Origin of the sequence: Streptomyces sp. NPDC047072 (assembly GCF_040643855.1) — a bacterium.
In the GTDB taxonomy this organism is placed as follows: Bacteria; Actinomycetota; Actinomycetes; order Streptomycetales; family Streptomycetaceae; genus Streptomyces.
The window spans coordinates 1-24,038 of sequence record NZ_JBEYVC010000114.1 but is presented as its reverse complement, the minus strand read 5'-3'; the positions used below and the strand labels follow the sequence as shown (position 1 = coordinate 24,038).

Genomic DNA, 24,038 nt, shown 5'->3' with positions numbered 1-24,038 from the left:
CGCCCGCACCTGACCCCGACCCACGACTCATGACCTCCTCCCCACCGGATCCACCTCAGCTTCGGAGCGACCATCGTGACGCGTGAACCCCTCTTCTTCCCCACCGGAACGGACGAGCCCACCACGGCCCCGCCCCCCGGCTGTCCGGCACACGTTCGCGGCCCCGGCGGGCTGCGGCGGCTGTACGGGCCCGGGGCGGAGGACCTGGGCGCGGTGTACGAGGAGCTGCGCGCCGAGCACGGCCCCGTGGCCCCCGCGCTGCTCCACGACGACGTGCCGATCTGGGTGGTGCTCGGACACGCCGAGAACCTGCACATGGTGAGCAGCCCCTCGCAGTACTGCAAGGACAGCCGGCTGTGGACACCCATGCAGGACGGCACGGTCAAGCCCGACCACCCGCTCATGCCGTACTTCGCCTGGCAGCCGATCTGCGCCCACGCCGAGGGCGACGAGCATCTGCGACTGCGGGGCGCGGTCACCGGGGCCATGTCGACCATCGACCACCGGGGCATCCGCCGCCACATCAACCGCGCCACCCAGCACCTGGTCAACGAGTTCTGCGAGGCGGGCCGGGCGGACCTGGTCAGCCAGTTCTCCGAGCATCTGCCGATGGCGGTGCTCTGCGAGATCCTCGGCATGCCGGAGGAGTACGGCGACCGGCTGGTGCAGGCCACCCGCGACTGCCTCAAGGGCAGTGAGACCGCGCTCGCCAGCCACGCCTACGTCATGGACGTCCTCGGACGGCTCGCCGCCCGCCGCCGCGCCCAGCCCGAGGAGGACTTCACCAGCCACCTCGTCACGCACCCGGCCGGCCTCACGGACGACGAGCTCAGGGAGCACCTGCGGGTGGTGCTCCTCGCCGCCTACGAGGCCACGGCCAACCTCCTCGCCAACGCGCTGCGCATGGTGCTCACCGACCCGGGTTTCCGCGCCCAGTTGAACGGCGGCCAGATGACCGTGCCCGAGGCGGTCGAGCAGTCCCTGTGGGACGAGCCGCCGTTCAGCACCGTCTTCGCCTACTTCGCCAAGCAGGACACCGAGTTGGGCGGCCAGCGCATCCGCGAGGGCGACGGCCTCCTCCTCGGCATGGCGCCGGGCAACGTCGATCCGCGGGTCCGCCCCGACCTCAAGGCCAACATGCAGGGCAACCGCTCGCACCTCGCCTTCAGCGGCGGCCCGCACGAGTGCCCGGGCCAGGACATCGGCCGTGCCATCGCCGACGTCGGCGTCGACGCGCTGCTGACCCGGGTTCCGGACATCCAACTGGCCTGCGACGAGAGCGAGCTGAGCTGGCGGTCGTCCATCGGGAACCGGCACCTGGTGGAGCTGCCGGTGAAGTTCGCGCCCAAGCCCCGGCAGGACGTCTCGGACCCGCCCGACATCAATCCGCTGCCGCGGCAGCGCCCGGACGACTGGCAGGTCAGCTCCGTGCGGACCCGGCCGACGGATCCGCAGCCCGCCGTCCCGGCCGACGAGCCCGCTCCCGCCCCCACCCCACCGCCGACGCCCGAACCGGCCCCCCGGCCGGGCGTGTTCCGCCGCCTGCTGCGCTGGTGGCGCGGCGAATGAGAGCCGGTGACCCTACCCCGTGACCGGATCAGTGAGTTCCGGCACGGGGTTGGTCACCGTCGGATGTCAGAGGTACGAGGCCGGCGCGTCGCCCGGGGCGGGCGCCTGATAGCGCGGGGCCGTGGTCGTCCAGGCGTCGACGGCGGCGAGGTGGAACCCCATCACCTCGATGACGGCCGACAACTCCTCACGGTCGTTGCCGTTCAGCTGCAACTGCCGGCACAGCTCCGGGAGCTGGGTCTTCTCGAGGTGCTCGTACTCCGAGCGCCTGGCCGCCCGCAGCCGGGTGATCACGGTCGCCGCCTCGTCCACGGAGATGTTCAGGAACCTCGCGAACACGAGGACGAAGTTGCATATCTCGTCCTCGTTCTCGACCTCACGGCGGTAGGAGCGGACGTCGTTGTAGAGGGTCTGAAGGTCGATCCAGGCGTCCGACAGCGCACGGAACGGACGGGACCGGCGCACCCGCGTGGGCACTTCCGCGGCAGCCACGTGCTCGGCGAGGCAGATCCCGACCTGGCCGCCGAAGGAACCGCGGCGTCGGACAAGGTACTCGGCGGGATCGGGTATTCGTCCGTTGCACATGCATTCCAGTTCCCAGCACTGACCGTCGGCATATTCCAACAGGGCGTTGTGCATATTGCGCTTCCACTCCGCGGACCGGGTCGGCGCCATGCGGTTCCACAGATCGGCGAGCGACCTCTCGATGGGGTGCTTCGGTACCGCGTGGGAGGTGCCGTGCAGCGGCATGAACAGCGGGAGCCTGTCGACCAGGGCCCGCGCTCCGTGGAGATCGCGCTCGGCCTTGAACGTCCGTGGGAACAGCAGGTCGAGGGCGAACATCCATGCATACAGGTGGTACGCCAGGAAGAGCTCGTCCTCGTCGGCCATGGGATAGCACCACGCGGTGCAGTCGGCGAGCCCGATGGCCGCCCACTCGTCCGGGTCGGCTGCGAGGGGCAGGAGCCCCATGTCGTACGTCCAGGCGTCGCCGTCGCGATTGAGCAGGTCAACGTGCGGGTTCCCCTGCCACGTATACATTGCTCGGAGCGTGGATGTGCTCATCGTGCTGATCTCCTGTCCGGATGCAAGACCTGGCATGAGCAGTGGTTTTTGGACCCTTCGGCTCGGGCGCGCGGCATGGCTGATTCAGGCCCTGACGGGGCTGGAGGACTGAACCGGTTGAGCGGGCGTCGTCGACCGCATGGCGGACGGTGCTCACCACCGCCTGTCCGCACCGGCGAGGGAACGTGGTAGATCGTCCCCACCTTCCGATGCGCCCGCAGGTTTAGTCAACTGTTCGGGGCACCACCTCCGACGGGCCGGGTGCGACACCGCGTCATGTCGTCGAATTCGCCCTGGAAGGCCCTTGCTTCGGACCATGCGACGGTCCACGCCTGTCCGAAAGGGCGTTCTGCCCCGGCGCATGGAGCTGTCCCGGCGCACGGAATGGTCATCGACTGGCCGGATGTGCGGCTTCGCGCTCCGTCCAGTGCGCCGTCCGTGCGCCGCCCGGGTGGCTCAACAAGGCTTACTTGGGCGGTAGTTGAGCAGGATCCGCATGGGATCGAGCAGATTCGGTCGCTGAGCGCACACGCCGTGCGGGTATGAGCCGGGGCGAGGTTCCGCGCGCAACCGTCACCAGGCGTCGAGCGTCCGCGCACTGCGGAAGCGGTGTTCGGCCCCGGTGACCGGATCGGTGAACTCCAGGGACCGCGCCAGCAGTTGGAGCGGATCGCGGAAGTCACCGGCCGGTACGGGGTCGGTCACCACCGGATACAGCGGGTCGCCGAGGATCGGGATCCCCAAGGTGTTCATGTGGACGCGCAGTTGATGGGTCTGCCCGGTGGTGGGCAACAGCCGGTAACGGCCCAGGCCGCCCCGGTGCTCCTGGAGTTCTACCCGGCTGACCGCGTTCGGCTCGCCCTCGACCTCGTAGGCGGCCAGTACCCCGCGCTCCTTCACGATCCGGCTGCGCACGGTCCGGGGCAGGGCGAGCGTCGGATCGTACGGCGCGACCGCCTCGTACTCCTTGCGCACCCGGCGCTCGCCGAACAGCCCCTGGTAGGCGCCGCGTTCCTCGGGCCGGACGGTGAACAGCACGAGCCCGGCGGTGAGTCGGTCCAGGCGGTGTGCGGCGCCCAGGGCGGGGATGCCGAGGTCCCTGCGCAGCCTGGCCAGCGCCGTCTCGGTGACATGACCGCCGCGCGGGGTGGTGGCGAGGAAGTGCGGCTTGTCGGCGACGACGATGTGCTCGTCGCGATAGACGATCTCCAGCGGGAAGGGGACCGGGATCTCGTCCGGGAGGTCGCGGTGGAACCACAGGAACAGGCCGGGGGCGTAGGGGGCGTCGGCCCGCACCGGGGTGCCGTCGGCCCCGACGATCCGCCCGGCGGCGAGCATCCGCTCCACGACGCCCTCGCCCGCACCGGAGAGCCGCTCCACGAGGTGTTCGCCGACGGTGGCCCAGGGACCGTCGAGGGGCAGGCGCACACGCACCGGGTCGATCCCCTCGCGCTGCGGGAGGGGGGCGGGCGGGGTGCGGGGTCTGCGGCTCACGCGATCAAGCGTAAAACCGTTTGGGGCGGGCTCCGTGCGCTTGGCAGGATGCGGATCATGCCGTATACCGCCCCCGAAGTCCTGTCCCCGGGAACCCTCTCCGGCACCCCGCAGCCCGTGCTCGCCACCGGCGACGGGCTCGTCCTGAGGCCGTGGCGGGCCGAGGACGTGCCCGCCCTGTACGCGGCCTACCAGGATCCGCTCATGCACCAGTGGCAGCTGATGAGCTGCGACTCCGAGGCGGAGGCGGCCGGGTGGATCGAGGGCTGGCACAAGGACTGGGAGACGGAGACGCGAGGGCAGTGGGCCGTCTTCCGCCCCGACTCGGACCAGCTGCTCGGGCGGGTGGCGCTGCACGCCATCGTCCTCGCCGACGGCCTGGCCAAGATCGGCTACTGGACCACGGCGGCGGCGCGCGGCCAGGGGATCGCCGCGCGGGCGACGGCCGCGCTGTCCCGGTGGGCCCTCGACGAGATCGGCTTCCACCGCCTGGAACTCCTGCACGCCACGGCCAACGAGGCGTCCTGCCGGGTCGCCGAGAAGGCCGGGTTCGCGCTGGAGGGGGTCAAGCGGAGCGCGGCGATCCATCAGGACGGGTGGCACGACATGCACGTACACGCGCGGCTGACGGGGGACTGAGGGTTTTTGAGTACGTCAGGACCGGCGGGTGATGCTGATCTTCACGTTCACCTCGCCGCTGTTGTCCTGGGAGCAGGAGCCGGCGTTGTCGTTCATGGTCAGCTGCAGGGTGCCGGCGCCGGCCGCCCGGAACGTCTTGGCGCGGCCGACGCGGTGGACGGGGAAGTCCTGGTCGCCGACGAGACGGGCCAGGAGCGTGCCGAACGGGGCCGTGGCCAGGACCTTGCAGTCCTTGGCGCCGTCCAGGCGTTGGTCGTTGGCCGCGTCGTAGCCGGCCGGGCCGGTCAGGGGCATGTTGCGGTAGTCGGCGGTCCACTGGCCCGAGACGGACCGGATGGTGACCGTGTCGCCCTTGCGGACGGAGACTCCGGTCGCCGACTGCCAGCCGGCCGCCGACTGGACGACCTGCGTGGTGGTCGTCGTCTCCGGGGCGGTGTCGGGCGGCAGGACCCCGGTCAGGAAGAGCGCGCCCACCACACCGGCCGCCAGCACCGCCGTACCGGAAAGGGCCCACAGGAACCGTTTGCGGCGCGGCTTCGTCTGTGCCGGCCGGAGTGATGTGGTGTGCCGTGCCGTCGGTACGGAGTGGTGCGCGCCGCTGGTCACCGTGTCGGCGTCGGGGGACGGGGGCGTGGGCCAGGTGGCGTGCACGGTCGGTGTCCGTGCCGCTGTCGGGTGCGGCTCGGTGTCCGTCGCGCCCGTCGCGACCCGGCGGAGCGCGTCGCGTGTCGCGTCGGCCGAGGGCCGCTCCTGCGGTGACTTGCGCAGCAGCGCCTCGACCAGCGGGCGCAGGGGGCCGAGCCGGTCGGGGAGGATGGGCTCCTCGTAGGCCACCGCGTGCAGGGTCGCGGGCGCTCCCGGCCGGCGGAAGGGGGACACGCCGCCGCAGATCGTGGCCAGGGTCGCGCCGAGCGACCACAGGTCGGACGGGGTCCCGGCCTCCGCGCCCGTCACCCGCTCCGGTGCCATGAACTCCAGGGAGCCGACCAGCTCGCCGGTGGTGGTGAGGAACTCGCCGTCGTCCAGGGCCGCGATGCCGAAGTCGGTGAGGACGACGTTGCCGTCCCGGCGCAGCAGGATGTTGGCGGGCTTGACGTCCCGGTGCAGGGTGCCCGCCGCGTGCACGGCGTCCAGCGCGTCGACCAGCTGCAGGCCGAGGGCGGCGGTCTGCTGCGGGGTGAGCGGGCCGGTCTCGGCGGTCCGCCGGGCCAGCGAGAGCCCTTCGACGAGTTCCATGACGATCCAGAGCCGGTCCTCGGACTCGACCAGGTCGTGGACGGCGACCACATGGGGGTGCGGCACCCGGGCCACCGCGCGCGCCTCGCGCAGGGCGCGGCGCATCCGGACCCGGTTCGCCTCCTCGCCGTCGGTGAGGATGTGCAGCTCCTTGGCGGCGACCGCACGGTCCAGCAACCGGTCGTGGGCGCGCCAGACCGTGCCCATACCGCCCCTGCCGAGGATGTCCTGGAGCAGATACCGGTCGGCGACCAGCCGCCCCGCGCCGCGCTCCGGGCCCGCGCCGCGTGCCGAACGGCTCGCCGCCAGGTGGTCGCCTTCTGCGGGTGTCACGTGCTCTCTCACGTTTCCCTCCCGACGGCCCGGTGGCCCGTCGGTCGTCGTCCGTCCGCCCGTCGTCCGTGCGAACGGGGCGAGCATAGCGGAGTGCTTCCTGTACGACGTGTCGTCAACTGCCGTTCGGAAGGCCGGGGTTGGCGGGGAACAGGATGTCGCGCAGGACCCGGCCCAGATGGACGCGCAGGTCCTCCGGGGACATCTCGGCGAGCCTGCCCGCCCTGACGATGTAGCGGCCGAACGTCACGCCGATCAGCTGGGCCGCGAGCATTCCGACGCGGATGTCCATGTCGTCGCCGGTGAGCACCTCGCGGTAGGCCGCCTCGCTGTGGGCCTGCATCGCGGTGTAGAGGTCCGCCGCGGCGGTCTCGTTGGTGGCCGCGCTGCGCAGCAGGGCGACGAACGGGTCGCCGGAGGGATTGCCCTCCATCCGCTCGACGTACCCGGCGGCGATCCGCTCCGGCAGCGTCTCGCGGTCGCCGGCGACGAGATCGCGCAGATCGCGATGGCCGGGTACGGCGGCCAGGAACAGCTTCTCCTTCGAGGTGAAGTGGAGCATCACCAGGCCGTGGGTGACGCCGGCCCGGCGGGCGATGCCGCGGATCGTGGCCCGGGCGTACCCCTGCTCGGTGAAGGCATCCCGGGCGGCCTCCAGGATCGCCGCGCGACTGGCCTCGGGGTCGCGTCTGCGGCCGTCCAGGGGAGCGCGCGCCGGTGCCTGATCAGGGGATTCGGGGGATGAAGTCTTCGCCACGCCTCAACTGTACGTGCGTACAGGAGAGTTCGACGACCGTTTCCGGGTGCTGTACTGTCCAAGCGTTCATCAGTTACTGACCAAGTGGTCATCAGGGAGCCCTGGTTCGGCCCAGGGCCTTCGACCACCGGAAACGGAGCACCTGTGCCCCCTGCCGAAGCTCTGGCCGTCGTCGAGACGCGACTCGTCCACCGGACCCACCGCGCGGCGACCTCGCTGCTCGCGGACGCCGCGGCCCGCCCGTCGGCGCCGGCCGCCGAACTCCGCGCGTTACGGGACTTCCTGGTCGCCGCGCTCCACCACCATCACGAGACCGAGGACGGCCTGCTGTGGCCCGCGCTGCGCACGGCGGCGCCGGACGCGGCCGAGGCGCTGGACGCCCTGAGCCACGAGCACGACGAACTCGACGCCGCACTGGACGCGTTGGCCGCGGCGCCGGTGCCGGAGGCGGGGAGCCGGGAGGAGTTGGCCGTCGCCGCCGTCGCCGTACGCGATCTGGTGCACCGGCATCTGGAACACGAGGAGCCGATCCTCTTCCCCGCGCTCCGGGCGCACCTGTCCGAGGAGGCGTGGCTGGCCTTCTCCGGGAAGGTGATGGCCGGTTCACCTCAGGAAGGCGCCCATCTCCAGGTGGGGCTCATGCAGGAGGCCGGTTCCTTCGAGGAGTTGGCGGCCGTGCTGGCCCACCTCCCCCCGCCCCTGCGGGAAGCCCTTCCCGCGCTGGGCGCGCAGGCCCAACTCACCCTCCAGGCACTCAGGAACGCGAAGGAGACCCCCGTATGAGCACGTCGGTCGTCGTCGGAGGAAGCGGCGGAGTCGGGCGGGTCATCGCCCGGCGGTTCGCCGAGCGCGGCGACTCGGTCGTCGTCACGAGCCGGGACAAGGACCGGGCGGCCGCCGCGGCGGGGGAGTTGGGAGGGGCGACACGTGGACTGGCCGTCGATCTGTCCCGGCCCGAGACGATCGCGGCCGCCCTCGCCGACGTCACGGAGGTCGGCCGGCTCGTCGTCACGGCGATGGATCCCGTGCCCAACTCCCTGGCCGACTTCGATCTCACGGCGGCGGTCCGGGTCGTGACCATCAAGCTGGTCGGCTATGCCGAGGTGGTCCGGGTGCTTCGGGACCGGTTCGAACCGGGCGCGTCCGTCGTGCTGTTCGGGGGGCTGGCGAAGGAACGGCCCTATCCCGGCTCGACGATGGTGACCACCTTCAACGCGGGCCTGACCGGCCTGGTCCGGACGCTCGCCGCGGAGATCGCGCCGCACCGGGTCAACGCACTGCATCCCGGGGTGATCGGGGACAGCCCCAAGTGGCGTGCGGTGACGGACCATCCGCACCTTCGCCGGACGCCGACAGGGCGGTTGGTCACGATGGACGAGGTCGCCGATGCCGTCGATTTCCTGCTGGGCAACGGGGGCATGAACGCGCACGACCTGCATGTCGACGGAGGCATGCTGATCACCTGAGGGGTCAGAGGCTGCTGAGTAGTGCCAGGCGCTCGGCGCTGGCGGTGCCCTGGTCGGCGTAGTAGACGACGATCAGCTGGCGGGCCTGCGGGCGGACCATCTTCTCGTAACGCAGGCCGAGTTCGCCGACGAGAGGGTGGTTCAGCCGGGTCAGGCCGGTGTCGCGGCGGCGGACCTCGCGGCGGGCCCACAGGGTGCTGAACCGCTCGCTGGCGACGGTGAGTTCGCCGATCGTCTCCAGCAACTCCGGGTCGGCGTCGTCGACATCGATCATGGCGCGCAGACCGGAGACGGCCTTGGCGGTCATGTCGTCCCACTCCGGGTAGAGGGCGCGCATCCCGGGTTCGAGGAAGGCGGCCCGCAGCGGGTTGTGGCCCACGGCGAAGAAGGGGCACAGGAGCACGGCGAGCCGGTTCGCGGCGACGACGCGTCCGCCGGGTCCCTGGGCGTAGGCGGGAGTGTGCGGCCAACTGTCCAGCAGGGGCTGGAGATCGCCCTGGTGCGCACGGGCCCGGCCGCGCCGTCTGCGGGCGGGCGGGGCCGGGTGGGCCAGGCGGTGCAGATAGGCGACGGCGTCCTCGTCGAGTTGGAGCGCGCCGGCCAGGGCGGCGAGGATCTGGTCGGAGGGGTTGAGGTTGCGGCCCTGTTCCAGGCGCAGGTAGTACTCGGGGCTGATGCCGGCGAGCTGGGCGACCTCCTCGCGCCGCAGCCCTGGGACCCGCCGCTGCTCACCGGCGGGCAGCCCGGCCTGCCCGGGGCTGATCTGCCCGCGCCGGGTCCGCAGGAACTCGCCCAGGGTGTCGGCCGTTTCGTACGCCATGGCCCGACGCTAACCGCTCAGCAGTCCGAGCCGGACCAGGCTCTCCGCGGTGGCCGTGACGGCGTCCTCGTTGGAACGCGGCGACCCGTCCAGCTCCTTGCGGGCCTTGGCGTTGGACGCACGGCGTACGACGCCCAGTTGGGGAACCGTCTCACGCAGCGCCGGGTCGACCGTGGCCAGCAGGCGCACCAGCCAGGCGGGGGCCGTGCCCGTGGGGGCCTTGGCGGCGGCCTCGCCCAGCCGTGCGCGCAGGGTCAGGGCGATGTCGTGGAACGAGACCGGCTCGCCCGCGAGCGCCAGATACCGCTGCCCGGCCGCCTGGGGCGCCGTCATCGCCCGCAGATGCAGGTCGGCCGCGTCCCGGACGTCCACCGTGTTGGTCCAGATCGGCGGCGCGGCTCGCATGCCGCCGGTCAGCATCGCGTGGACGATGCCGATCGACGCGGAGTAGTCCGGTCCCAGGACCGGCCCGAAGATTCCCACCGGGTTGACGACCGTCAGCTCCAGGCCGTCGCCCTCGCGCTCGACGAAGTCCCAGGCGGCCCGTTCGGCCACCGCCTTGGACTTGATGTACGGGGACACGTCCCGCCCGGCGGTTGCGTCGGTCCGGGTCCAGTCGTCCTCGTCGAAGATCCGTCCGGTCCATCCGGTCTGTCCGGTCCGCCCGTGGCCGTAGCCCACCGCCGCGAAGGACGAGGTCAGCACGGTCCGGCGGACGCCCGCCTTCCGGGCGGCGCGCAGGACCCGCAGGGTCCCCTCGCGGGCCGGAACGATCACCTCGTCCTCGTTCCCCGGCCGGGCCGCGGGGAACGGCGAGGCCACGTGGAGGACGTAGTCGGCTCCCGTCACGGCCTCTTCCCAGCCGCGGTCGGAGGTCAGATCCGCCTCCACGTACGAGACGGAGCCGGCATGCGGGGCGCCGGCCACGGCGAGCATCCGCTCGACGTCGGACCGCCGGGCGAGGGAGCGCACGGTGGTCGTGACGGTGTGGCCGGCGCTCAGCAGCCGCGCGATCGTGTGGGAGCCCAGGAAGCCGGTTCCGCCCGTGACGAGTACGTGTGTCATGCCCTCATGCTCGGCGGCTGGGTGGGTGTGTTCCAGATCCCGCGGATACCAGTACTCCCGGGGACAGGCTCAGGCGGATTCCGCGGGCGCCGTCTGCAGGACAGCGTGCCCCCGACGCGCCCTCACCGCCCGGTACAGGAACCCGAGCACCAGGGTGACCAGGAGGAACAGGGCGGTGAACCACTGGAAGTACCAGTGCCCGCCCGCCGGGTCGTACACCTCCGCCCGGGGCCAGGCCAGGTTGACGGCCATCAGGAGGCCGTAGAGGAGGGCGAGGGCGTTGACCGGGACGCCCCAGCGGCCCAGGGAGAAGAGGCGGGCGCCCGTCTCGTCCTCGCCCTCCACCGTGAACTCGCCCCGCAGGCGGCGGATCAGCAGGGGGCCCGTGACCATCGCGTACGCCAGGTACAGCATCACGATGCAGGTCGTGCCGATGGCCAGGAACGCCTCCGGGGAGGCGAAGTTGAGCAGGAGCAGGGCCGCGGCGAGGGCGCCCACGACCAGGGCGGGGGCGGTGGGCATGCCGGTGCGGGGGTTGACGTGGGCGAGCCGCTTCGAGAAGGGGAGCTGGCCGTCGCGGGCCATCGAGAAGAGCATGCGGCAGGCCGCCGTCTGGATGGCCAGGGTCGCGACCGCGATCGCCACCACCACGTCCGCCAGCAGCACCTTGCCGACCCCGTCGCCGAGGCTGCTCGTCAGGACGTAGCTGAGGCCGTCGACCCCCAGCCGGCCGTCCGTGAGGCTGGGGGCGGCGAGGAGGCCGCCGAGGACGATCAGGCCGCCGAGCAGGCCCGCCGCGCCCAGGGCGGTGAGGATCGTGCGCGGTGCCGTACGGCGCGGATCGCGGGTCTCCTCGCTCATCTCGCCCGCGCTGTCGAAGCCGATCATCACGTACGCCGCCGTAAAGGAACCCACCAACAGCGCGCCGAACAGGCCCGACTGGGCCGCGCCCTCGGTGTGGAAGGTGATCGTCGGGGTGCGCTCGGAGTGGGTGAGCAGCAGGACGACGATGAGGACCGCGCCGATGATCTCCGCGGTGACACCGACCCGGTTGATCACGGACATCACCCGGTTGTCCAGGACGTTCACGAGGGTCGTCAGGACCAGCAGGATCACGCCGAGGACCGCCGCGTTCGCCGCGCCGTCCGCCGAGGTGGGCGCCGGGTCGGTGCCGACCAGCTGGAAGCCCGACCAGATCGCCGGGAGCACCATCTGCAGGGCGAGCGCCGCCGCCGCGACCACCACGATCTGCCCGATCACCATGATCCAACCCGCGAACCAGCCGAAGGTGAGGTTCGAGAGGCGGGACGACCACTGGTAGATCGCGCCGGAGATGGGGTAGCGCGCCGCGAGTTCCGCGAAGCAGGCCGCCACCATCAGCTGTCCGACCAGGACCGCCGGCCAGGCCCAGAAGAAGACGGGGCCGCCGAACGCGTAGCCGAAGGCGAAGAACTGGAAGACGGTCGTCAGCACCGAGATGAAGGAGAACCCGGCCGCGAAGGAGGCGTACCGGCCCAGGCTGCGGTGCAGCTCCTGGCGGTAGCCGAACTCGGCGAGGGACCGGTCGGCGGAGGAGGGGGAGTGCGGGGGATCGGGACGGACGTCGGAGGGACTGGTCGTCGTCACGGCGGCACCTGCCTTCGGCGGCGTAAGGGCGGAGGAGCGGAGCAGGGGTGTGGGGGTGCGGGGTGCGGGGTGCGGGGTGTAGGGGTGCGGAACAGCGGTGCGGCGCGGAATTCCTGTCGGGTGACAGAAATTAGGGAGGCGCTGTTTCGGGTGCGTGACGCGGGCATGTCCGAGACGGGCCAGAGTCCTCACGCCCTTGCATGGATCACCTGAACGCGATACATCGTGAGTATTGACGAGGCTTCGTAGATCGCGATATGTTCGGATCCGGATATTCGGATGCGAGGTGAAACCATGCAGCGTCGCAAGCTCCGCAATCCCCTGGCGCTCGCCGTGCTGGCGATGCTGTGGCAGAAGCCCATGCATCCCTACGAGATCGCCCAGACCCTGCGCCGCCAGGGCAAGGACTCCAGCACGAAGATCAACTACGGCTCGCTCTACACCGTCGTCCAGAGCCTGGAGAAACACGGCTTCGTCGAGGTCACGGACGTGGAGCGACAGGGCAACCGCCCCGAGCGCACGGTCTACGGCATCACCGCGGCCGGCCGCCAGGAGACCACCGAGTGGATGTCGGACCTGGTCGCCTACCCGGCCAAGGAGTACCCGATCTTCGAGACCGCGCTCTCACTCCTGGGCGTCCTGCACCCCGACGACGTGGTGACGCTGCTGGAGGAGCGGCTCGACGCCCTGCTGGTGCGGGCGGCCGGCGAGCGGGGCGCGCTGGAGAAGCTCACCGAGACACTGCCCCGACTCTTCCTCGTGGAGAACGAGTACCAGCTCCACATGGTCGAGGCGGAGGCGGCCTGGGTCCGCGGCTTCCTCGACGAACTCAGACAGGGCACGCTGCCCGGAATCGAGGAGTGGAAGTCCATCCACGAACCCCCGCGGACCTGATGAAGAACAGGCCCCGGCACAGCTGTTGGAGCAGCTCGCCGGGGCCTCGAACCCCGAACTGAATCCGCCGTGAGGCACATCCAGGCGATCGAGGTGCGGCACACCCAGGATAGCCCGGTGCTCCTCCCACGGATCAGTTGTCCTCCGCTCACCAGGAGAGCACCTGCCATGAACACTCGTGCGCCCGCGATCGAGGCGCGTCAGCTGATCAAGACCTACGGCGGTGAGGTCACCGCCCTCAGCGGCATCGACGTCGTCGTCGAGCCCGGCACCGTCTTCGGCCTCCTCGGCCCGAACGGCGCCGGCAAGTCCACCACCGTCAAGATCCTCACCACCCTCGCCCGCCCGGACTCCGGCACCGCGACCGTGGCCGGCCATGACGTGCTGCGCCACCCGGACCGGGTGCGGCGGGCCATCGGCGTGGTCGCCCAGGGCTCGGGGGCCGACCCGGTCGCCACCGGCCGCGAGAACCTCCGGCTCCAGGGCAGGCTCCACGGCCTGAAGGGCACCACCCTGGAACAGCGCGTGGACGAACTGCTGGAGCGCTTCACGCTCACCGATGCCGCCCGCCGCCCGGTCAAGGGCTACTCCGGCGGGATGCGCCGCCGGCTCGACGTCGCCCTCGGCCTGGTGCACCGCCCCGAGGTCCTCTTCCTCGACGAGCCCACCACCGGACTCGACCCCGAGGCCCGCTCGGCGATGTGGGACGAGATCGGCCGGCTCGCCGGCGAGGAGGGGCTGACCATCCTGCTCACCACGCACTACCTCGAAGAGGCCGACCGGCTCGCCGAGCGGGTGGCCGTCGTCGACCGCGGCCGGATCGTCGTCGAGGGCAGCCCGGACGCCCTCAAGGGCGAACTGCGCGGCGACGCCGTCCACTTGGAGCTGCGCGAGGCCGTGGGCGACGCCGGGCGTACGGTGCTCGCGGGCGCCCTGCGCGGGCTTCCCGGGGTGCATGAGGTGCTCGCCGACGGCCGCCGCGTCAGCGTCCGCGCGGACGACGGGGCCGCCGCGATGCCGGCCCTGCTCGCCGCGCTGGAGCGGGCCGGGGTCCGGGTCGCCGCCGCGACCGTCGCCCGTCCCTCGCTCGACGACGTCTATCTGCGCTACGCGGGCCGCCGTTACTCCGAGGCCGAAGAGCCCGTCCTCGCGGGAGGTGCCCGATGAGCACCGCCGTCTCCCAGACCTGGTATATGACCCAGCGTCAGCTCATGGTGTTCGTGCGGCAGCCCGCCTACGCGATCATCACCCTGATCCAACCCGTCATCTGGCTGTTCCTGTTCGGCAGCCTCTTCAGGAAGGTCGTCGAGCTCGGCGGCTTCGGCACGACGTCCTACCTGGACTACCTGGTCCCGGGTGTGGTCGTGATGAGTGCGCTCAGCTCCAACATGTGGGCGGGGATGGGCACGCTGGAGGAGATCCAGCGCGGCACCCTCGACCGCTTCCTGACCACGCCCGTCAGCCGGGCCGCGCTGATGAACGGCAACGTCGTCAACAACGGACTGGTGACCGCCTTCCAGTCTCTGGTCATCGTGCTGCTCGGGCTGCTGGGCGGGGCCGACTATCCCGGCGGCGTCGGGGGAGTGGCCGTCCTGGTGCTCGCCTCGGTGCTGCTGGGCACGATCTTCGGGGCGTTCTCCAACGCGCTCGGGATGCTGGTGCGCGAGCGGGAGTCCCTCATCGGGATCAACACCTTCCTGCTACTCCCGCTGACCTTCCTGTCCAGCGCCTTCATGGCGCCCTCGCAGATGCCGTCCTGGATGCGGCACATCGCCGACTTCAACCCGCTCGACTGGGCGATGGTGGCGGGCCGCTCGGCCCTGTCCGCCGACCCGGACTGGGGCGTCGTCCTCGGCCGCGGGGGCGCGCTGCTGGGGCTCGCGGTGGTGGCGGTGTGGCTGTCGATACGGACGTTCCGGTCGTATCAGCGGTCGGTGTAGCGGGGCGGGGCACCGGGTACGGCTTCGGACGCGGCGGGGCATGGCTTCGGGCGTGGCGGGGCGTGGCTCCCGGAACGGCACGGCACGGCACGCCACTGGCCACGGCCTCGGGTTCGGCGGCGCACGCCTCCGGACAGCTCCGACGCCCCCCCGGCACCTCGGTCAGTCCCGGACCCGCTCCGAGTCACCCCGGCACCTCGGTCACCCCCGGACCCGCTCCGAGCCGCCCCGGCACCTCGGTCACCCCCGGACCCGCTCCGAGCCGCCCCGGTAATCCCGGCACCCCCGGACACGCCCCGCGCACGGCGAAGCGGCGGCACCTTCGAAGGTGTCGCCGCTCTGGGAAGCCGTGTTGCCGAGCCTGGTGCCTAAGCGGCCGGGGCCGTGCCCTCCTGCTCCGCCTCGATGCGGGCGTTCCACTCCCGCTTGGACTCCTGCCAGCCGTCCTCGTTGTGGCCGAGGCGCCAGTAGCCGGAGATCGACAGGTCCTCGCGGGGGACCGCGCGCTCGACGCGCAGCAGGTGGCGCAGCTGCTTCACGAAGTGCGCCTCGCCGTGGACGAAGGCGTGCAGGCGGCCCTCCGGGAAGGGCAGTGCGCGTACCGCCTCGACCAGCAGTTCACCGACCGGCCGGGCGCCGCGGTGCAGCCAGACGACGTCCACGTCGGAGTCGATCTTCTGCTCCTCCTCGGGCCCTGAGACCTCGATGAAGGCGTGCGCGCGGGTGCCGTCCTGGAGCGACTCCAGGGACCGGGCGATCGCGGGCAGCGCGCTCTCGTCGCCGGCGAGCAGATGCCAGTCGGCACCGGTGTCGGGGGCGTAGGCGCCGCCGGGGCCCATGAAGTGGACGGTGTCGCCGGGCTGTGCGCGCAGCGCCCAGGGACCGGCGAGACCCTCGTCGCCGTGGACGACGAAGTCCAGGGAGATCTCGCGTTGTTCGGCGTCCCAGTGGCGCACGGTGTAGGTGCGGGTCACGGGCCACTGCGCGCGGGGGAAGTCCTCGCGGATGCGCTGCATGTCGAAGGGCTCCGGGTAGGTGACGCCCTCGGCCGGGAACAGGAGTTTGACGTAATGGTCGGTGCAGGTGTCCGCCGCGAACTCGGCGAGTCCCTCGCCGCCGAGCACCACGCGCTGCATGTGCGGGGTGAGGCGTTCGGTGCGGACGACCTGCGCGGAGTGGGGTTTCCGCGGCTTGCGTCCCGGAGCTTCTGCCATGGCGGCCTCCCGGTTCCCTGTGCTTAGGCTTACCTAAGTTAGCATCAACCCCCCGGTGCCGGCCCCCCTCACCAGTGGTCTGTCGACCCGTTGTGAAGAATTTTACTTTTCGCTGGCGAGAATGCGGTTAACGAATAATGAGAACAATGCTTACATGCCGAGGGTGGTCAGCAGCCGCTGCAACGACCCGCCCAGCCCCCACCGGTCCGCCAGTTTCTCCAGCTCCGACGGGTCGCGCGGAGCGTGCGGCAGGGTCGTGTCGACCTCCGGCAGCGGGACGTCGTCCGCGACCCGGACCACCTTCGGCGCGACGGCGACATACGGCCGCGACTCGTCGAGCCGCCCCCGTTGCGACGGCGTGAGCTTCGCCTTCGGGTCGTCGACCGCGGCCATGATCCCCGCCACGTCGCCGAACTCGGCGAGCAGCTTGGCCGCCGTCTTCTCGCCGATCCCGGGAACCCCCGGCAGGCCGTCGCTCGGGTCGCCGCGCAGCAGCGCCAGATCCGCGTACCCGCGGCCGTCGACCCCATACTTCTCGCGCAGCCAGGCCTCGTCGGTCAGTTGCAGGGTGCCCACGCCCTTGAGGGGATACAGCACCCGCACCCCACGGCGGTCGTCGACGAGCTGGTAGAGGTCGCGGTCGCCGGTGACGATGTCGACCGGGCCCGTCGCCCGCGCGGTGAACGTGCCGATCACGTCGTCGGCCTCGTATCCGGCCACGCCCACGCGGGCGATGCCGAGCGCGTCCAGGACCGCCTCGATGACCGGCACCTGCGGGGAGAGGGTGTCCGGGACCTCCTCCTCGTCCGGACCGACCTCGTGCTCCTCGGCGACGCGGTGCGCCTTGTAGGAGGGGATGAGGTCGACCCGCCACTGGGGGCGCCAGTCGGCGTCCATGCAGGCCACCAGCGCGTCCGGGCGGTGGTCCTTGACCAGGCGGTCGATGAAGTCGAGGAGGCCGCGCACGGCGTTCACCGGCGTGCCGTCCGGGGCCTTCACGGACTCCGGGACGCCGAAGTAGGCGCGGAAGTAGAGCGAGGCGGTGTCGAGGAGCATCAGTCGTCCGGTCACGCCTCGCATCATGCCGTACCCCACGGACACCGGCGCTCCGCGCTTCCCTCGTCCGGCGGGTGTGAGCGTCCTGTGAACTGGCACACCCGGGCGTTTGGCCGAAATCCGATGGGGCAGGCGCGGCCTCGGACCGAGAGACGAGAGGTACGCGTGTCATCAAGGCTTGAGGCAGAGCAGCTGTACAAGGTGTTCGGAAGACGGCCGGACGCGGCGGTCGAGCGACTGCGCGCCGGCGCCGGCCGCGAGGAACTGCGCGCCGACGGCACCACCGCCGCCGTGATCGACGCCTCCTTCACCGTGGAACCCGGCCAGATCTTCGTCGTCATGGGCCTGTCCGGCTCCGGCAAGTCGACGCTGCTGCGCATGCTCAACGGCCTGCTGGAACCGACCGCGGGCCATGTCCGCTTCGACGGCCAGGACCTCACCGCCCTCCCCGACAAGCAGCTGCGCGAGGTCCGCGCGCACAAGATCAGCATGGTCTTCCAGCACTTCGCGCTCTTCCCGCACCGCAGCGTCCTGGAGAACGCGGCCTACGGTCTTGCCGTGCAGGGAGTGCCCCGCGCGGAGCGGGAGAAACGCGCCGCCGAGGCCCTGGAGCTGTGCGGTCTCGGCGGCTGGGAGAAGTCCTGGCCCGACGAGCTCTCCGGCGGTATGCAGCAGCGCGTGGGCCTGGCCCGCGCCCTCGCCACCGACGCCGACCTGCTCCTCATGGACGAGTCGTTCAGCGCGCTCGACCCGCTGATCCGCCGGGACATGCAGGACCAACTGCTGCAGCTCCAGCAGACGTTGAAGAAGACCATCGTCTTCATCACCCACGACCTCAACGAGGCCATGCGTCTCGGTGACCGGATCGCCGTCATGCGCGACGGCCGGATCGTGCAGATCGGCACCGCCGAGGACATCCTGGTGCGGCCCGCCGACGACTACGTGGCCTCCTTCACCAAGGACGTCGACCGCTCCCGCGTCCTGACCGCGGCCGCCGTGATGGACACGGACGTCAGCGGCGACGAGGCCGACTGCGGTTGCGTGAGCGGCAGTTGTGCGACGGTCACGCCCGACACCCCGTTCACCGAACTCTGCGCGATCAGCGCCCGCTCGACGCACCCGGTCGCCGTCCTCGACGACGAACACCGGCTCGTCGGGGTCGTCGAACAGCAGCGGCTCGTCGGCTTCATCGGCGACGAGGAGGCCGCCCATGCCTAGGATCCCGCTCGGCGACTGGGTCAACGACACCGTCGACTGGCTGCTCAACCACGTGGCCTGGCTCTTCGACCTCCTCAAGACCGTCTTCACCGGCACCTACGACGGCATCGACGCCGTCCTCCAGGCGCCCCAGCCCCTGCTCCTCGCGGGCATCTTCGCCGTGATCGCCTTCTGGCTGCGCGGCACCCTCGCCGGTGTCCTCACCTTCGCGGGATTCGCCTTCATCGACTCCCTGGAACTGTGGGAGGACGCGATGACGACCCTCTCGCTGGTCCTCGTCGCCACGATCATCGCGCTCGTCATAGCCGTCCCCGTGGGCATCTGGGCGGCCCGCTCCAACCGGGTCAGCGGACTGGTCCGCCCGGTGCTGGACTTCATGCAGACGCTGCCCGCGATGATCTACCTCATCCCGGCGATCCTGTTCTTCGGCACCGGCGCCTCCGCGGGCATCGTCGCCACCCTGATCTTCGCGCTCGCCCCCGGCGTCCGCATGACCGAGCTGGGTCTCCGCCAGGTCGACAAGGAACTCGTGGAGGCCGCCGAGGCGTTCGGTACGAGTCCCCGCGACACCCTCCTGCGCGTCCAACTGCCCCTGGCACTGCCGACCGTGATGGCCGGCGTCAACCAGGTCATCATGCTCGGCCTCTCCATGGCCGCGATCGCCGGCATGGTCGGCACCGGTGGCCTCGGCGGCGACGTCAACGAGGCCATCGGCCAGCTCGACGTCGGTCTCGGCTCCGAGGCCGGGGTCGCCATCGTGATCCTCGCGATCTACCTCGACCGTATGACCGGCGCCCTCGGCACCCAGGTCTCCCCGCTCGGTCGCCGCGCCGCCGCCAAGGCCCGTGCCGCGCGCGGCGGTTCGAAGATCTGGTCGTACCGGCCGCGCCCGCAGTTCGCCGTGATCGGCGTCGTGGTGCTGGCGCTGGTCGCGGGCGGCATGGGGATGTTCGGCGGCGGCTCGGGCGAGGCGACGGCCGTCTCCGCGGACGGCAAGGACGTCGGCCAGGGCAAGAAGATCACCCTCGGCTACGTCCCCTGGGACGACGGCGTCGCCTCCACCTTCCTCTGGAAGGAGATCCTGGAGGAGCGCGGCTACCAGGTGGACGCCAAGCAGTTCGACGCGGGCCCGCTCTACACCTCCCTCGCCTCCGGCGACGTCGACTTCCAGACGGGCGCCTGGCTGCCCACGACCCACGAGCAGTACTGGAAGAAGTACGGCGACCGACTCGACGACCTGGGCGCCTGGTACGGCAGGACGTCTCTGGAGCTGACCGTCCCGTCGTACCTGAAGGACGTCAATTCGCTGGCCGATCTCAAGGGCAGGGCCTCGGAGTTCGGCGGGAAGATCACCGGTATCGAGTCCAGCGCCGGGGAGATGGCCCTGCTCAAGAGCAAGGTGCTGAAGGCGTACGGCCTCGACGAGGAGTACAAGGTCGTCGACAGCTCCACGCCCGCCATGCTGGCCGAGCTGAAGCGGGCGTACGCCCAGAAGGACCCCATCGTCGTCACGCTCTGGTCGCCGCACTGGGCGTACAACGACTACGACCTGAAGAAGCTCAAGGACCCGAAGAACGCCTGGGGTTCGGGCGACGGCATCCACACCGTCAGCCGCAAGGGCTTCGCGAAGGACGACCCGGTCGTCGCGCGGTGGCTCAAGGGCTTCAAGCTGGACGAGAAGCAACTCACCGGCCTGGAAGCCGAGATCAACAAGGCCGGCAAGGGAAAGCAGCAGGACGCCGTCCGTACCTGGCTCAAGCAGAACCCGGGCCTGGTCGACAAGTTGGCGCCCGTCCAGAAGACGGCGGCGGAGACGAAGCGTCCGGTGAACGTGGCCTGGTTCCCCTGGGACGAGGACATCGCCGTGACGTATCTGTGGAAGAACGTCCTGGAGAAGCGGGGCTACAAGCTCAACCTCAAGCAGATGGACGTCGGTCCGGTCTACACCGGCCTCGCCTCCGGTGACCTCGACCTCAACTTCGACGCCTGGCTGCCGTACGCCCAGAAGAACTACTGGGACAAGAGCAAGGACAGACTCGCCGACCTCGGCACCTGGTACGAGCCGACCTCGCTGGAGGTCGCGGTGCCGTCGTACGTCAAGGGCGTGACGTCCTACGAGGACCTGAAGGGGAAGGCCGGGCTGTTCGGCGGGAAGATCATCGGGATCGAGCCGGGGACCGGCGAGATGAGCCTCCTCAAGAACAAGGTGCTGCCGGGCTACGGCCTCGACAAGGAGTACGAGGTCGTCGACGGCTCCACGCCCGCGATGCTGGCCGAGCTGAAGCGGGCGTACGCCAAGAAGCAGCCCGTCGCCGTGGTGCTGTGGTCGCCGCACTGGGCGTACAGCCAGTACGACCTGACCAAGCTCAAGGACGACAAGAAGCTCTTCGGCGAGGGCAACACGATCCGCACCATCGCCAACGAGAAGTTCCCCGCGCGGTACCCGCAGCTCACCAAGTGGATCAAGGGCTTCCATATGAGCGAGGACGAGCTCGGCGGCCTGGAGAGCGAGATCAACACGTACGGCCAGGGGCACGAGGAGCAGGCGGTCGCCGCCTGGCTGAAGGAGCACCCGGAGATGGAGGACCGGATGACCCCGCCGTAGAACACGAAAAGGATCCGGCCAACCACGGAGAGCTATGTCGTCGCCCGAACTCGGGCGGCGACTAGGGGACTTCGACCCCCGTCGGCGGGCGGGGGCCCGGAGGCCGGCCGTCCGGAGGTGTTCCGGGGGTCCGATCGCCTGGCGCGAAGTATGAGGTCCGATCGCACCCCGTGTGACATCGATGTGACGGCCGCATGAAACGGTTTGCCGAACATGCGTAGGGTGCAGACAACTCATCAGGAGATGTGTGTCCGGACCGACGAGCGCAGGAGGGAGCCGGAGCCATGGGCGACCACAAAGAACAGCCCCTTCGGGTCGGCGCTGCCGTGCGCCGCAGGCGCCGCACGCTGGACCTCACCCTCGCCGTCGTGGCCGAGCGCAGCGGCCTGTCCGTCCCCTTCCTGAGCCAGATCGAGAACGAACGCGCCCGCCCCAGCCGCAGCTCCCTGGAGAAGGTCGCCGACGCCCTGCGCACCACGGCCGTCGAACTCCTCGCCGCCGCCGACCCGGCGTGCAGCGTCGACGTCGTACGGGCCGAGGGCCCGGAGCAGGGGGGTGTCCCCAGGGAGCGGTCCCTGGTGCGCGGTCACCACCAGATGCATGCCTCGGAGTTCACCGGCGACCATGACGCGGGGCGCGAACTCCAGTACCGCAACGACCAGTTGATGTACGTCGCCGACGGGGCCGTAGAGGTCGAGGCCGAGGGCCGCGCCTACCGCCTGGGCCGCGGTGACACCCTGTACCTCACCGGCGGGGTGCGCCACCGCTGGCGTGCGACCGTGGCCGACACGCGGGTGCTCGTGGTCGCCGTCGCCGAACACATCGAGGCGGTCCAGGACCGGCCCCGGCAGTGAGGGTCGTCTCGCTCGTCCCCTCCCTGACGGAGACGATCGCCCGCTCGGCACCACCGGGCACCCTGGTCGGCGCGACGGACTGGTGCACCCGTCCGGCCGACCTCGACGTCACCCGTGTCGGTGGCACCAAGAACCCGAAGATCGAGCGGATCCTCGCCCTCGCCCCCGACCTCGTGATCGCCAACGAGGAGGAGAACCGCCCCCAGGACCTGGCCGCGCTCCGCGAGGCGGGTGTGGAGGTCCTGGTCACCGAGGTACGCGATGTCCCGCAGGCGTTCCGGGAGTTGGCGCGGGTGCTGCGGGCGTGCGGGGTGGGGGTACGGCCGCGGTGGCTGGACGCGGCGGAAGACGCGTGGCCGATGCCCGCGGCCCCTCGTGTGACCGCCGTCGTCCCGATCTGGCGCCGCCCCTGGATGGTCGTCGGCCGCGACACCTTCGCCGGCGACGTGCTGTCCCGCCTGGGCGTCGACCACCTGTACGCCGGCCACGCCGAACGCTACCCGTGCGTCCCGCTGGAGGAGCTACGAGCCGCGGCGCCGGACGTCGTCGTCCTCCCCGACGAGCCGTACCGCTTCACCGCCGAGGACGGCCCCGAAGCCTTCCCCGGGCTGCCCTGCGCGCTCGTCAGCGGACGGCACCTGACGTGGTACGGCCCCTCGCTGGCCGAGGCGCCACGGGTGCTGGGCGCGGCCCTGCGAGCAGCTCTCCGCTGACCAGCCCGCGCACGGTGTACAGGGCGGCAGTGCCCCAGGCGACGACGAGAACGCCGTACAGCCCGATGGCCAGCACGTCGTAGGCGACGAGTCCGGTGTGCCGGGCGAGCGCCTCCGACCCGGTGACACAGGTCCCCACCGGGAAGGTGAACGCCCACCAGGTCATCGCGAACCCCATCCCGTGCCGCCGGGCCCTGAGGACGTGCGCGGTGGCGAGGACGAGCCACAGCACCGCGAACCCCATGACCGGCACCCCGTACAGCACGGCGAGCGCATCGAAGCCCCGGCTGTACGGCTCCGCCACGACCCCCGGTGCCACGTCCGCGAACTTGCCGACGGCGGTGGTGGACTGCCCGAGCGGGCCGAGGACCAGGAACAGGGTCGGGGTGAGGGCGAGCGGGAGCGGGCCGCCGGTGAGCAGCCGGGCGAAGACCAGCGGGAGCATCAGCAGGGTCGCGAGCAGACTCAGCCCGAACATCGCGACGCAGGCGAGGAGAAGGGTCGCCCGGGCCTGACCCGGCGGGAGATGCGGCACGAGGAGCGGCCCGAGCGCCGCGGACACCATCGGCGCGACGACCGGCAGCAGCCACACAGGCGTGGCCTGGGCAGGGTCCGTCTTCTGTCCTACGGCCATCAGGTACGGCACCACGACGGCCGCCGCCAGTCCCAGGACCGTACCGGCGCTGAACAGCACGGCGTCGAGGGCGACCGCGGCCGATGTGCCGATCCAGTCCGCGCCGACGGTGAGGGCGCCGCCGCCGACGGCGAGCAGGGCCATCGCGAGGCAGCCGTAGAAGGGCGCGGTGGCGGGGTCGAGGAGATGGGCGCGGGCCTGGTCGGAGTGGTGGCGCCAGTGCAGGGCGCGGGCGCAGAGGAGGGCGACGAGGAGCAGCAGGGACAGGGCCCACACGGCGGTGCAGAGGGTGCGCAGGCCGGGGAGGCGCAGCGGCAGCGCGGCGCCGGCGGTGGCGACGATCGCGGTGCCCATGACGGAGGCGTACCAGTTCGGCCCGAGGTGACGGACGGCGGTGACCATGTCTCCACGGTCGCGTGGGCGGGCGGCCGCGACCAGGGAGGACGACTCTATGAGGGCATAAGCTGGTCTTATGAGCGGTGGTGAGGGGCGGCACGAGGCCCGGGTGACGCAGGGTGGGCTGGCGCACCGGGTGCCGGAGCTCGGGGCGCTCGAACTGCTGCTGGCCGTGGCCCGGCTCGGCAGCCTCGGCGGGGCGGCGCGCGAGCTGGGCATCACGCAGCCGGCGGCCAGCAGCCGGATCCGCTCCATGGAACGCCAGCTGGGCGTGGCCCTCGTCGACCGCTCGCCGCGCGGCTCCCGGCTCACCGACGCGGGGGCGCTGGTGACGGACTGGGCGCGGCGGATCGTCGCCGCCCGACCCGGAGGAGTGCGAGGAGTACGGGTGCTCCGAGGAGTGCGACGGACGGCACGACACCGTCCACATCGACTGCGGGCCCG

General features: G+C 71.2%; 22 protein-coding genes. 12 read left to right on the top strand and 10 right to left on the bottom strand.

Annotation, left to right across the window (positions count from 1 at the left end; translation table 11 throughout):
• Nucleotides 1-75 precede the first annotated feature (75 nt).
• Nucleotides 76-1,569 carry a cytochrome P450 gene (locus tag ABZ896_RS35380; protein WP_360938210.1) on the top strand — a complete coding sequence of 498 codons (1,494 nt, stop codon included), beginning with the start codon at nt 76-78 and terminating at the stop codon, nt 1,567-1,569.
• 66 nt (nt 1,570-1,635) lie between these two features.
• Here the strand turns inward: ABZ896_RS35380 and ABZ896_RS35375 are convergent, their stop codons facing one another.
• Complete coding sequence (locus tag ABZ896_RS35375; RefSeq protein ID WP_360938207.1) at nt 1,636-2,610, bottom strand: hypothetical protein; 975 nt, start codon at nt 2,608-2,610, stop codon at nt 1,636-1,638.
• A 597-nt stretch (nt 2,611-3,207) separates the two neighbouring features.
• Nucleotides 3,208-4,128 carry an RluA family pseudouridine synthase gene (locus ABZ896_RS35370; RefSeq protein WP_360938204.1) on the bottom strand — a complete coding sequence of 307 codons (921 nt, stop codon included), beginning with the start codon at nt 4,126-4,128 and terminating at the stop codon, nt 3,208-3,210.
• A 57-nt stretch (nt 4,129-4,185) separates the two neighbouring features.
• On the opposite strand from ABZ896_RS35370, the gene ABZ896_RS35365 reads away from it, so the two are divergent.
• Nucleotides 4,186-4,767 carry a GNAT family N-acetyltransferase gene (locus ABZ896_RS35365; RefSeq protein WP_360938201.1) on the top strand — a complete coding sequence of 194 codons (582 nt, stop codon included), beginning with the start codon at nt 4,186-4,188 and terminating at the stop codon, nt 4,765-4,767.
• A gap of 15 nt (nt 4,768-4,782) precedes the next feature.
• On the opposite strand, the gene ABZ896_RS35360 is transcribed toward ABZ896_RS35365, so the two are convergent.
• Nucleotides 4,783-6,348, bottom strand: coding sequence for a protein kinase (locus tag ABZ896_RS35360; RefSeq protein ID WP_360938198.1), 1,566 nt, complete (start codon nt 6,346-6,348; stop codon nt 4,783-4,785).
• A gap of 103 nt (nt 6,349-6,451) precedes the next feature.
• Nucleotides 6,452-7,093: a TetR family transcriptional regulator gene (locus ABZ896_RS35355; RefSeq protein WP_360938195.1), complete on the bottom strand. Its 642-nt coding sequence runs from the start codon at nt 7,091-7,093 to the stop codon at nt 6,452-6,454.
• Nucleotides 7,094-7,237: 144 nt separating this feature from the next.
• On the opposite strand from ABZ896_RS35355, the gene ABZ896_RS35350 reads away from it, so the two are divergent.
• Together ABZ896_RS35350 and ABZ896_RS35345 are read left to right on the top strand one after the other, a co-directional pair.
• The gene (locus ABZ896_RS35350) at nt 7,238-7,876 is read left to right on the top strand and encodes a hemerythrin domain-containing protein (RefSeq protein WP_360938192.1); all 639 of its coding nucleotides are present in this window, start codon (nt 7,238-7,240) and stop codon (nt 7,874-7,876) included.
• A complete protein-coding gene (locus ABZ896_RS35345) occupies nt 7,873-8,559 on the top strand; it encodes an SDR family oxidoreductase (protein WP_360938189.1) in 687 nt (228 codons plus the stop codon). The genes ABZ896_RS35350 and ABZ896_RS35345 overlap by 4 nt, the downstream gene beginning before the upstream one ends.
• 4 nt (nt 8,560-8,563) lie before the next feature.
• Here ABZ896_RS35345 and ABZ896_RS35340 read toward each other — a convergent pair whose 3' ends face one another.
• The 3 genes from ABZ896_RS35340 to ABZ896_RS35330 all read right to left on the bottom strand — a co-directional run bounded on the left by ABZ896_RS35340 (nt 8,564) and on the right by ABZ896_RS35330 (nt 12,070).
• Nucleotides 8,564-9,379 carry a helix-turn-helix transcriptional regulator gene (locus ABZ896_RS35340; RefSeq protein ID WP_360938186.1) on the bottom strand — a complete coding sequence of 272 codons (816 nt, stop codon included), beginning with the start codon at nt 9,377-9,379 and terminating at the stop codon, nt 8,564-8,566.
• A 9-nt stretch (nt 9,380-9,388) separates the two neighbouring features.
• Nucleotides 9,389-10,444, bottom strand: a complete 1,056-nt coding sequence (locus tag ABZ896_RS35335) for an aldehyde reductase (protein WP_360938183.1) — start codon at nt 10,442-10,444, stop codon at nt 9,389-9,391.
• 69 nt (nt 10,445-10,513) lie between these two features.
• A complete protein-coding gene (locus ABZ896_RS35330) occupies nt 10,514-12,070 on the bottom strand; it encodes an amino acid permease (protein WP_360938180.1) in 1,557 nt (518 codons plus the stop codon).
• 294 nt (nt 12,071-12,364) lie between these two features.
• On the opposite strand from ABZ896_RS35330, the gene ABZ896_RS35325 reads away from it, so the two are divergent.
• From ABZ896_RS35325 to ABZ896_RS35315, 3 genes are all read left to right on the top strand, one after another.
• Nucleotides 12,365-12,964 carry a PadR family transcriptional regulator gene (locus ABZ896_RS35325; RefSeq protein WP_360938177.1) on the top strand — a complete coding sequence of 200 codons (600 nt, stop codon included), beginning with the start codon at nt 12,365-12,367 and terminating at the stop codon, nt 12,962-12,964.
• A gap of 168 nt (nt 12,965-13,132) precedes the next feature.
• Entirely contained in the window at nt 13,133-14,131 is a 999-nt protein-coding gene (locus ABZ896_RS35320) for an ATP-binding cassette domain-containing protein (RefSeq protein WP_360938174.1), read from the top strand.
• Nucleotides 14,128-14,904: an ABC transporter permease gene (locus tag ABZ896_RS35315; RefSeq protein ID WP_360938171.1), complete on the top strand. Its 777-nt coding sequence runs from the start codon at nt 14,128-14,130 to the stop codon at nt 14,902-14,904. Before ABZ896_RS35320 ends, ABZ896_RS35315 begins: the two co-directional genes overlap by 4 nt.
• A 368-nt stretch (nt 14,905-15,272) precedes the next feature.
• Here ABZ896_RS35315 and ABZ896_RS35310 read toward each other — a convergent pair whose 3' ends face one another.
• Nucleotides 15,273-16,118, bottom strand: a complete 846-nt coding sequence (locus ABZ896_RS35310; protein WP_360938168.1) for a siderophore-interacting protein — start codon at nt 16,116-16,118, stop codon at nt 15,273-15,275.
• Nucleotides 16,119-16,268: 150 nt separating this feature from the next.
• The gene (locus ABZ896_RS35305; RefSeq protein WP_360938240.1) at nt 16,269-17,198 is read right to left on the bottom strand and encodes a 5'-3' exonuclease; all 930 of its coding nucleotides are present in this window, start codon (nt 17,196-17,198) and stop codon (nt 16,269-16,271) included.
• Nucleotides 17,199-17,339: 141 nt separating this feature from the next.
• Between ABZ896_RS35305 and ABZ896_RS35300 the strand changes: the two genes are divergently transcribed.
• The 4 genes from ABZ896_RS35300 (at nt 17,340) to ABZ896_RS35285 (ending at nt 22,564) form a co-directional block, all read left to right on the top strand.
• Entirely contained in the window at nt 17,340-18,392 is a 1,053-nt protein-coding gene (locus ABZ896_RS35300) for a betaine/proline/choline family ABC transporter ATP-binding protein (RefSeq protein WP_360938165.1), read from the top strand.
• Nucleotides 18,385-20,997, top strand: a complete 2,613-nt coding sequence (locus tag ABZ896_RS35295) for an ABC transporter permease/substrate binding protein (protein WP_360938162.1) — start codon at nt 18,385-18,387, stop codon at nt 20,995-20,997. The genes ABZ896_RS35300 and ABZ896_RS35295 overlap by 8 nt, the downstream gene beginning before the upstream one ends.
• A 284-nt stretch (nt 20,998-21,281) precedes the next feature.
• Complete coding sequence (locus tag ABZ896_RS35290) at nt 21,282-21,851, top strand: XRE family transcriptional regulator (RefSeq protein ID WP_360938159.1); 570 nt, start codon at nt 21,282-21,284, stop codon at nt 21,849-21,851.
• Complete coding sequence (locus ABZ896_RS35285) at nt 21,848-22,564, top strand: helical backbone metal receptor (RefSeq protein WP_360938156.1); 717 nt, start codon at nt 21,848-21,850, stop codon at nt 22,562-22,564. The genes ABZ896_RS35290 and ABZ896_RS35285 overlap by 4 nt, the downstream gene beginning before the upstream one ends.
• Here the strand turns inward: ABZ896_RS35285 and ABZ896_RS35280 are convergent.
• Entirely contained in the window at nt 22,476-23,600 is a 1,125-nt protein-coding gene (locus ABZ896_RS35280) for a TDT family transporter (protein ID WP_360938153.1), read from the bottom strand. The two genes, ABZ896_RS35285 and ABZ896_RS35280, sit on opposite strands and share 89 nt — an antisense overlap.
• A gap of 70 nt (nt 23,601-23,670) precedes the next feature.
• Between ABZ896_RS35280 and ABZ896_RS35275 the strand changes: the two genes are divergently transcribed.
• On the top strand, nt 23,671-24,038 hold a 368-nt coding region (locus ABZ896_RS35275; protein ID WP_360938150.1), incomplete at its 3' end, for a LysR family transcriptional regulator.

Bases quoted from the DNA above. Each gene is read 5' to 3' on its own strand.
- ABZ896_RS35335 (WP_360938183.1), bottom strand. From the start codon at position 10,444: ATGACACACGTACTCGTCACGGGCGGAACCGGCTTCCTGGGCTCCCAC.
- ABZ896_RS35290 (WP_360938159.1), top strand. From the start codon at position 21,282: ATGGGCGACCACAAAGAACAGCCCCTTCGGGTCGGCGCTGCCGTGCGC.
- ABZ896_RS35280 (WP_360938153.1), bottom strand. From the start codon at position 23,600: ATGGTCACCGCCGTCCGTCACCTCGGGCCGAACTGGTACGCCTCCGTC.
- ABZ896_RS35320 (WP_360938174.1), top strand. From the start codon at position 13,133: ATGAACACTCGTGCGCCCGCGATCGAGGCGCGTCAGCTGATCAAGACC.
- ABZ896_RS35315 (WP_360938171.1), top strand. From the start codon at position 14,128: ATGAGCACCGCCGTCTCCCAGACCTGGTATATGACCCAGCGTCAGCTC.
- ABZ896_RS35345 (WP_360938189.1), top strand. From the start codon at position 7,873: ATGAGCACGTCGGTCGTCGTCGGAGGAAGCGGCGGAGTCGGGCGGGTC.
- ABZ896_RS35325 (WP_360938177.1), top strand. From the start codon at position 12,365: ATGCAGCGTCGCAAGCTCCGCAATCCCCTGGCGCTCGCCGTGCTGGCG.
- ABZ896_RS35305 (WP_360938240.1), bottom strand. From the start codon at position 17,198: ATGCGAGGCGTGACCGGACGACTGATGCTCCTCGACACCGCCTCGCTC.
- ABZ896_RS35295 (WP_360938162.1), top strand. From the start codon at position 18,385: ATGCCTAGGATCCCGCTCGGCGACTGGGTCAACGACACCGTCGACTGG.
- ABZ896_RS35365 (WP_360938201.1), top strand. From the start codon at position 4,186: ATGCCGTATACCGCCCCCGAAGTCCTGTCCCCGGGAACCCTCTCCGGC.
- ABZ896_RS35310 (WP_360938168.1), bottom strand. From the start codon at position 16,118: ATGGCAGAAGCTCCGGGACGCAAGCCGCGGAAACCCCACTCCGCGCAG.
- ABZ896_RS35375 (WP_360938207.1), bottom strand. From the start codon at position 2,610: ATGTATACGTGGCAGGGGAACCCGCACGTTGACCTGCTCAATCGCGAC.
- ABZ896_RS35340 (WP_360938186.1), bottom strand. From the start codon at position 9,379: ATGGCGTACGAAACGGCCGACACCCTGGGCGAGTTCCTGCGGACCCGG.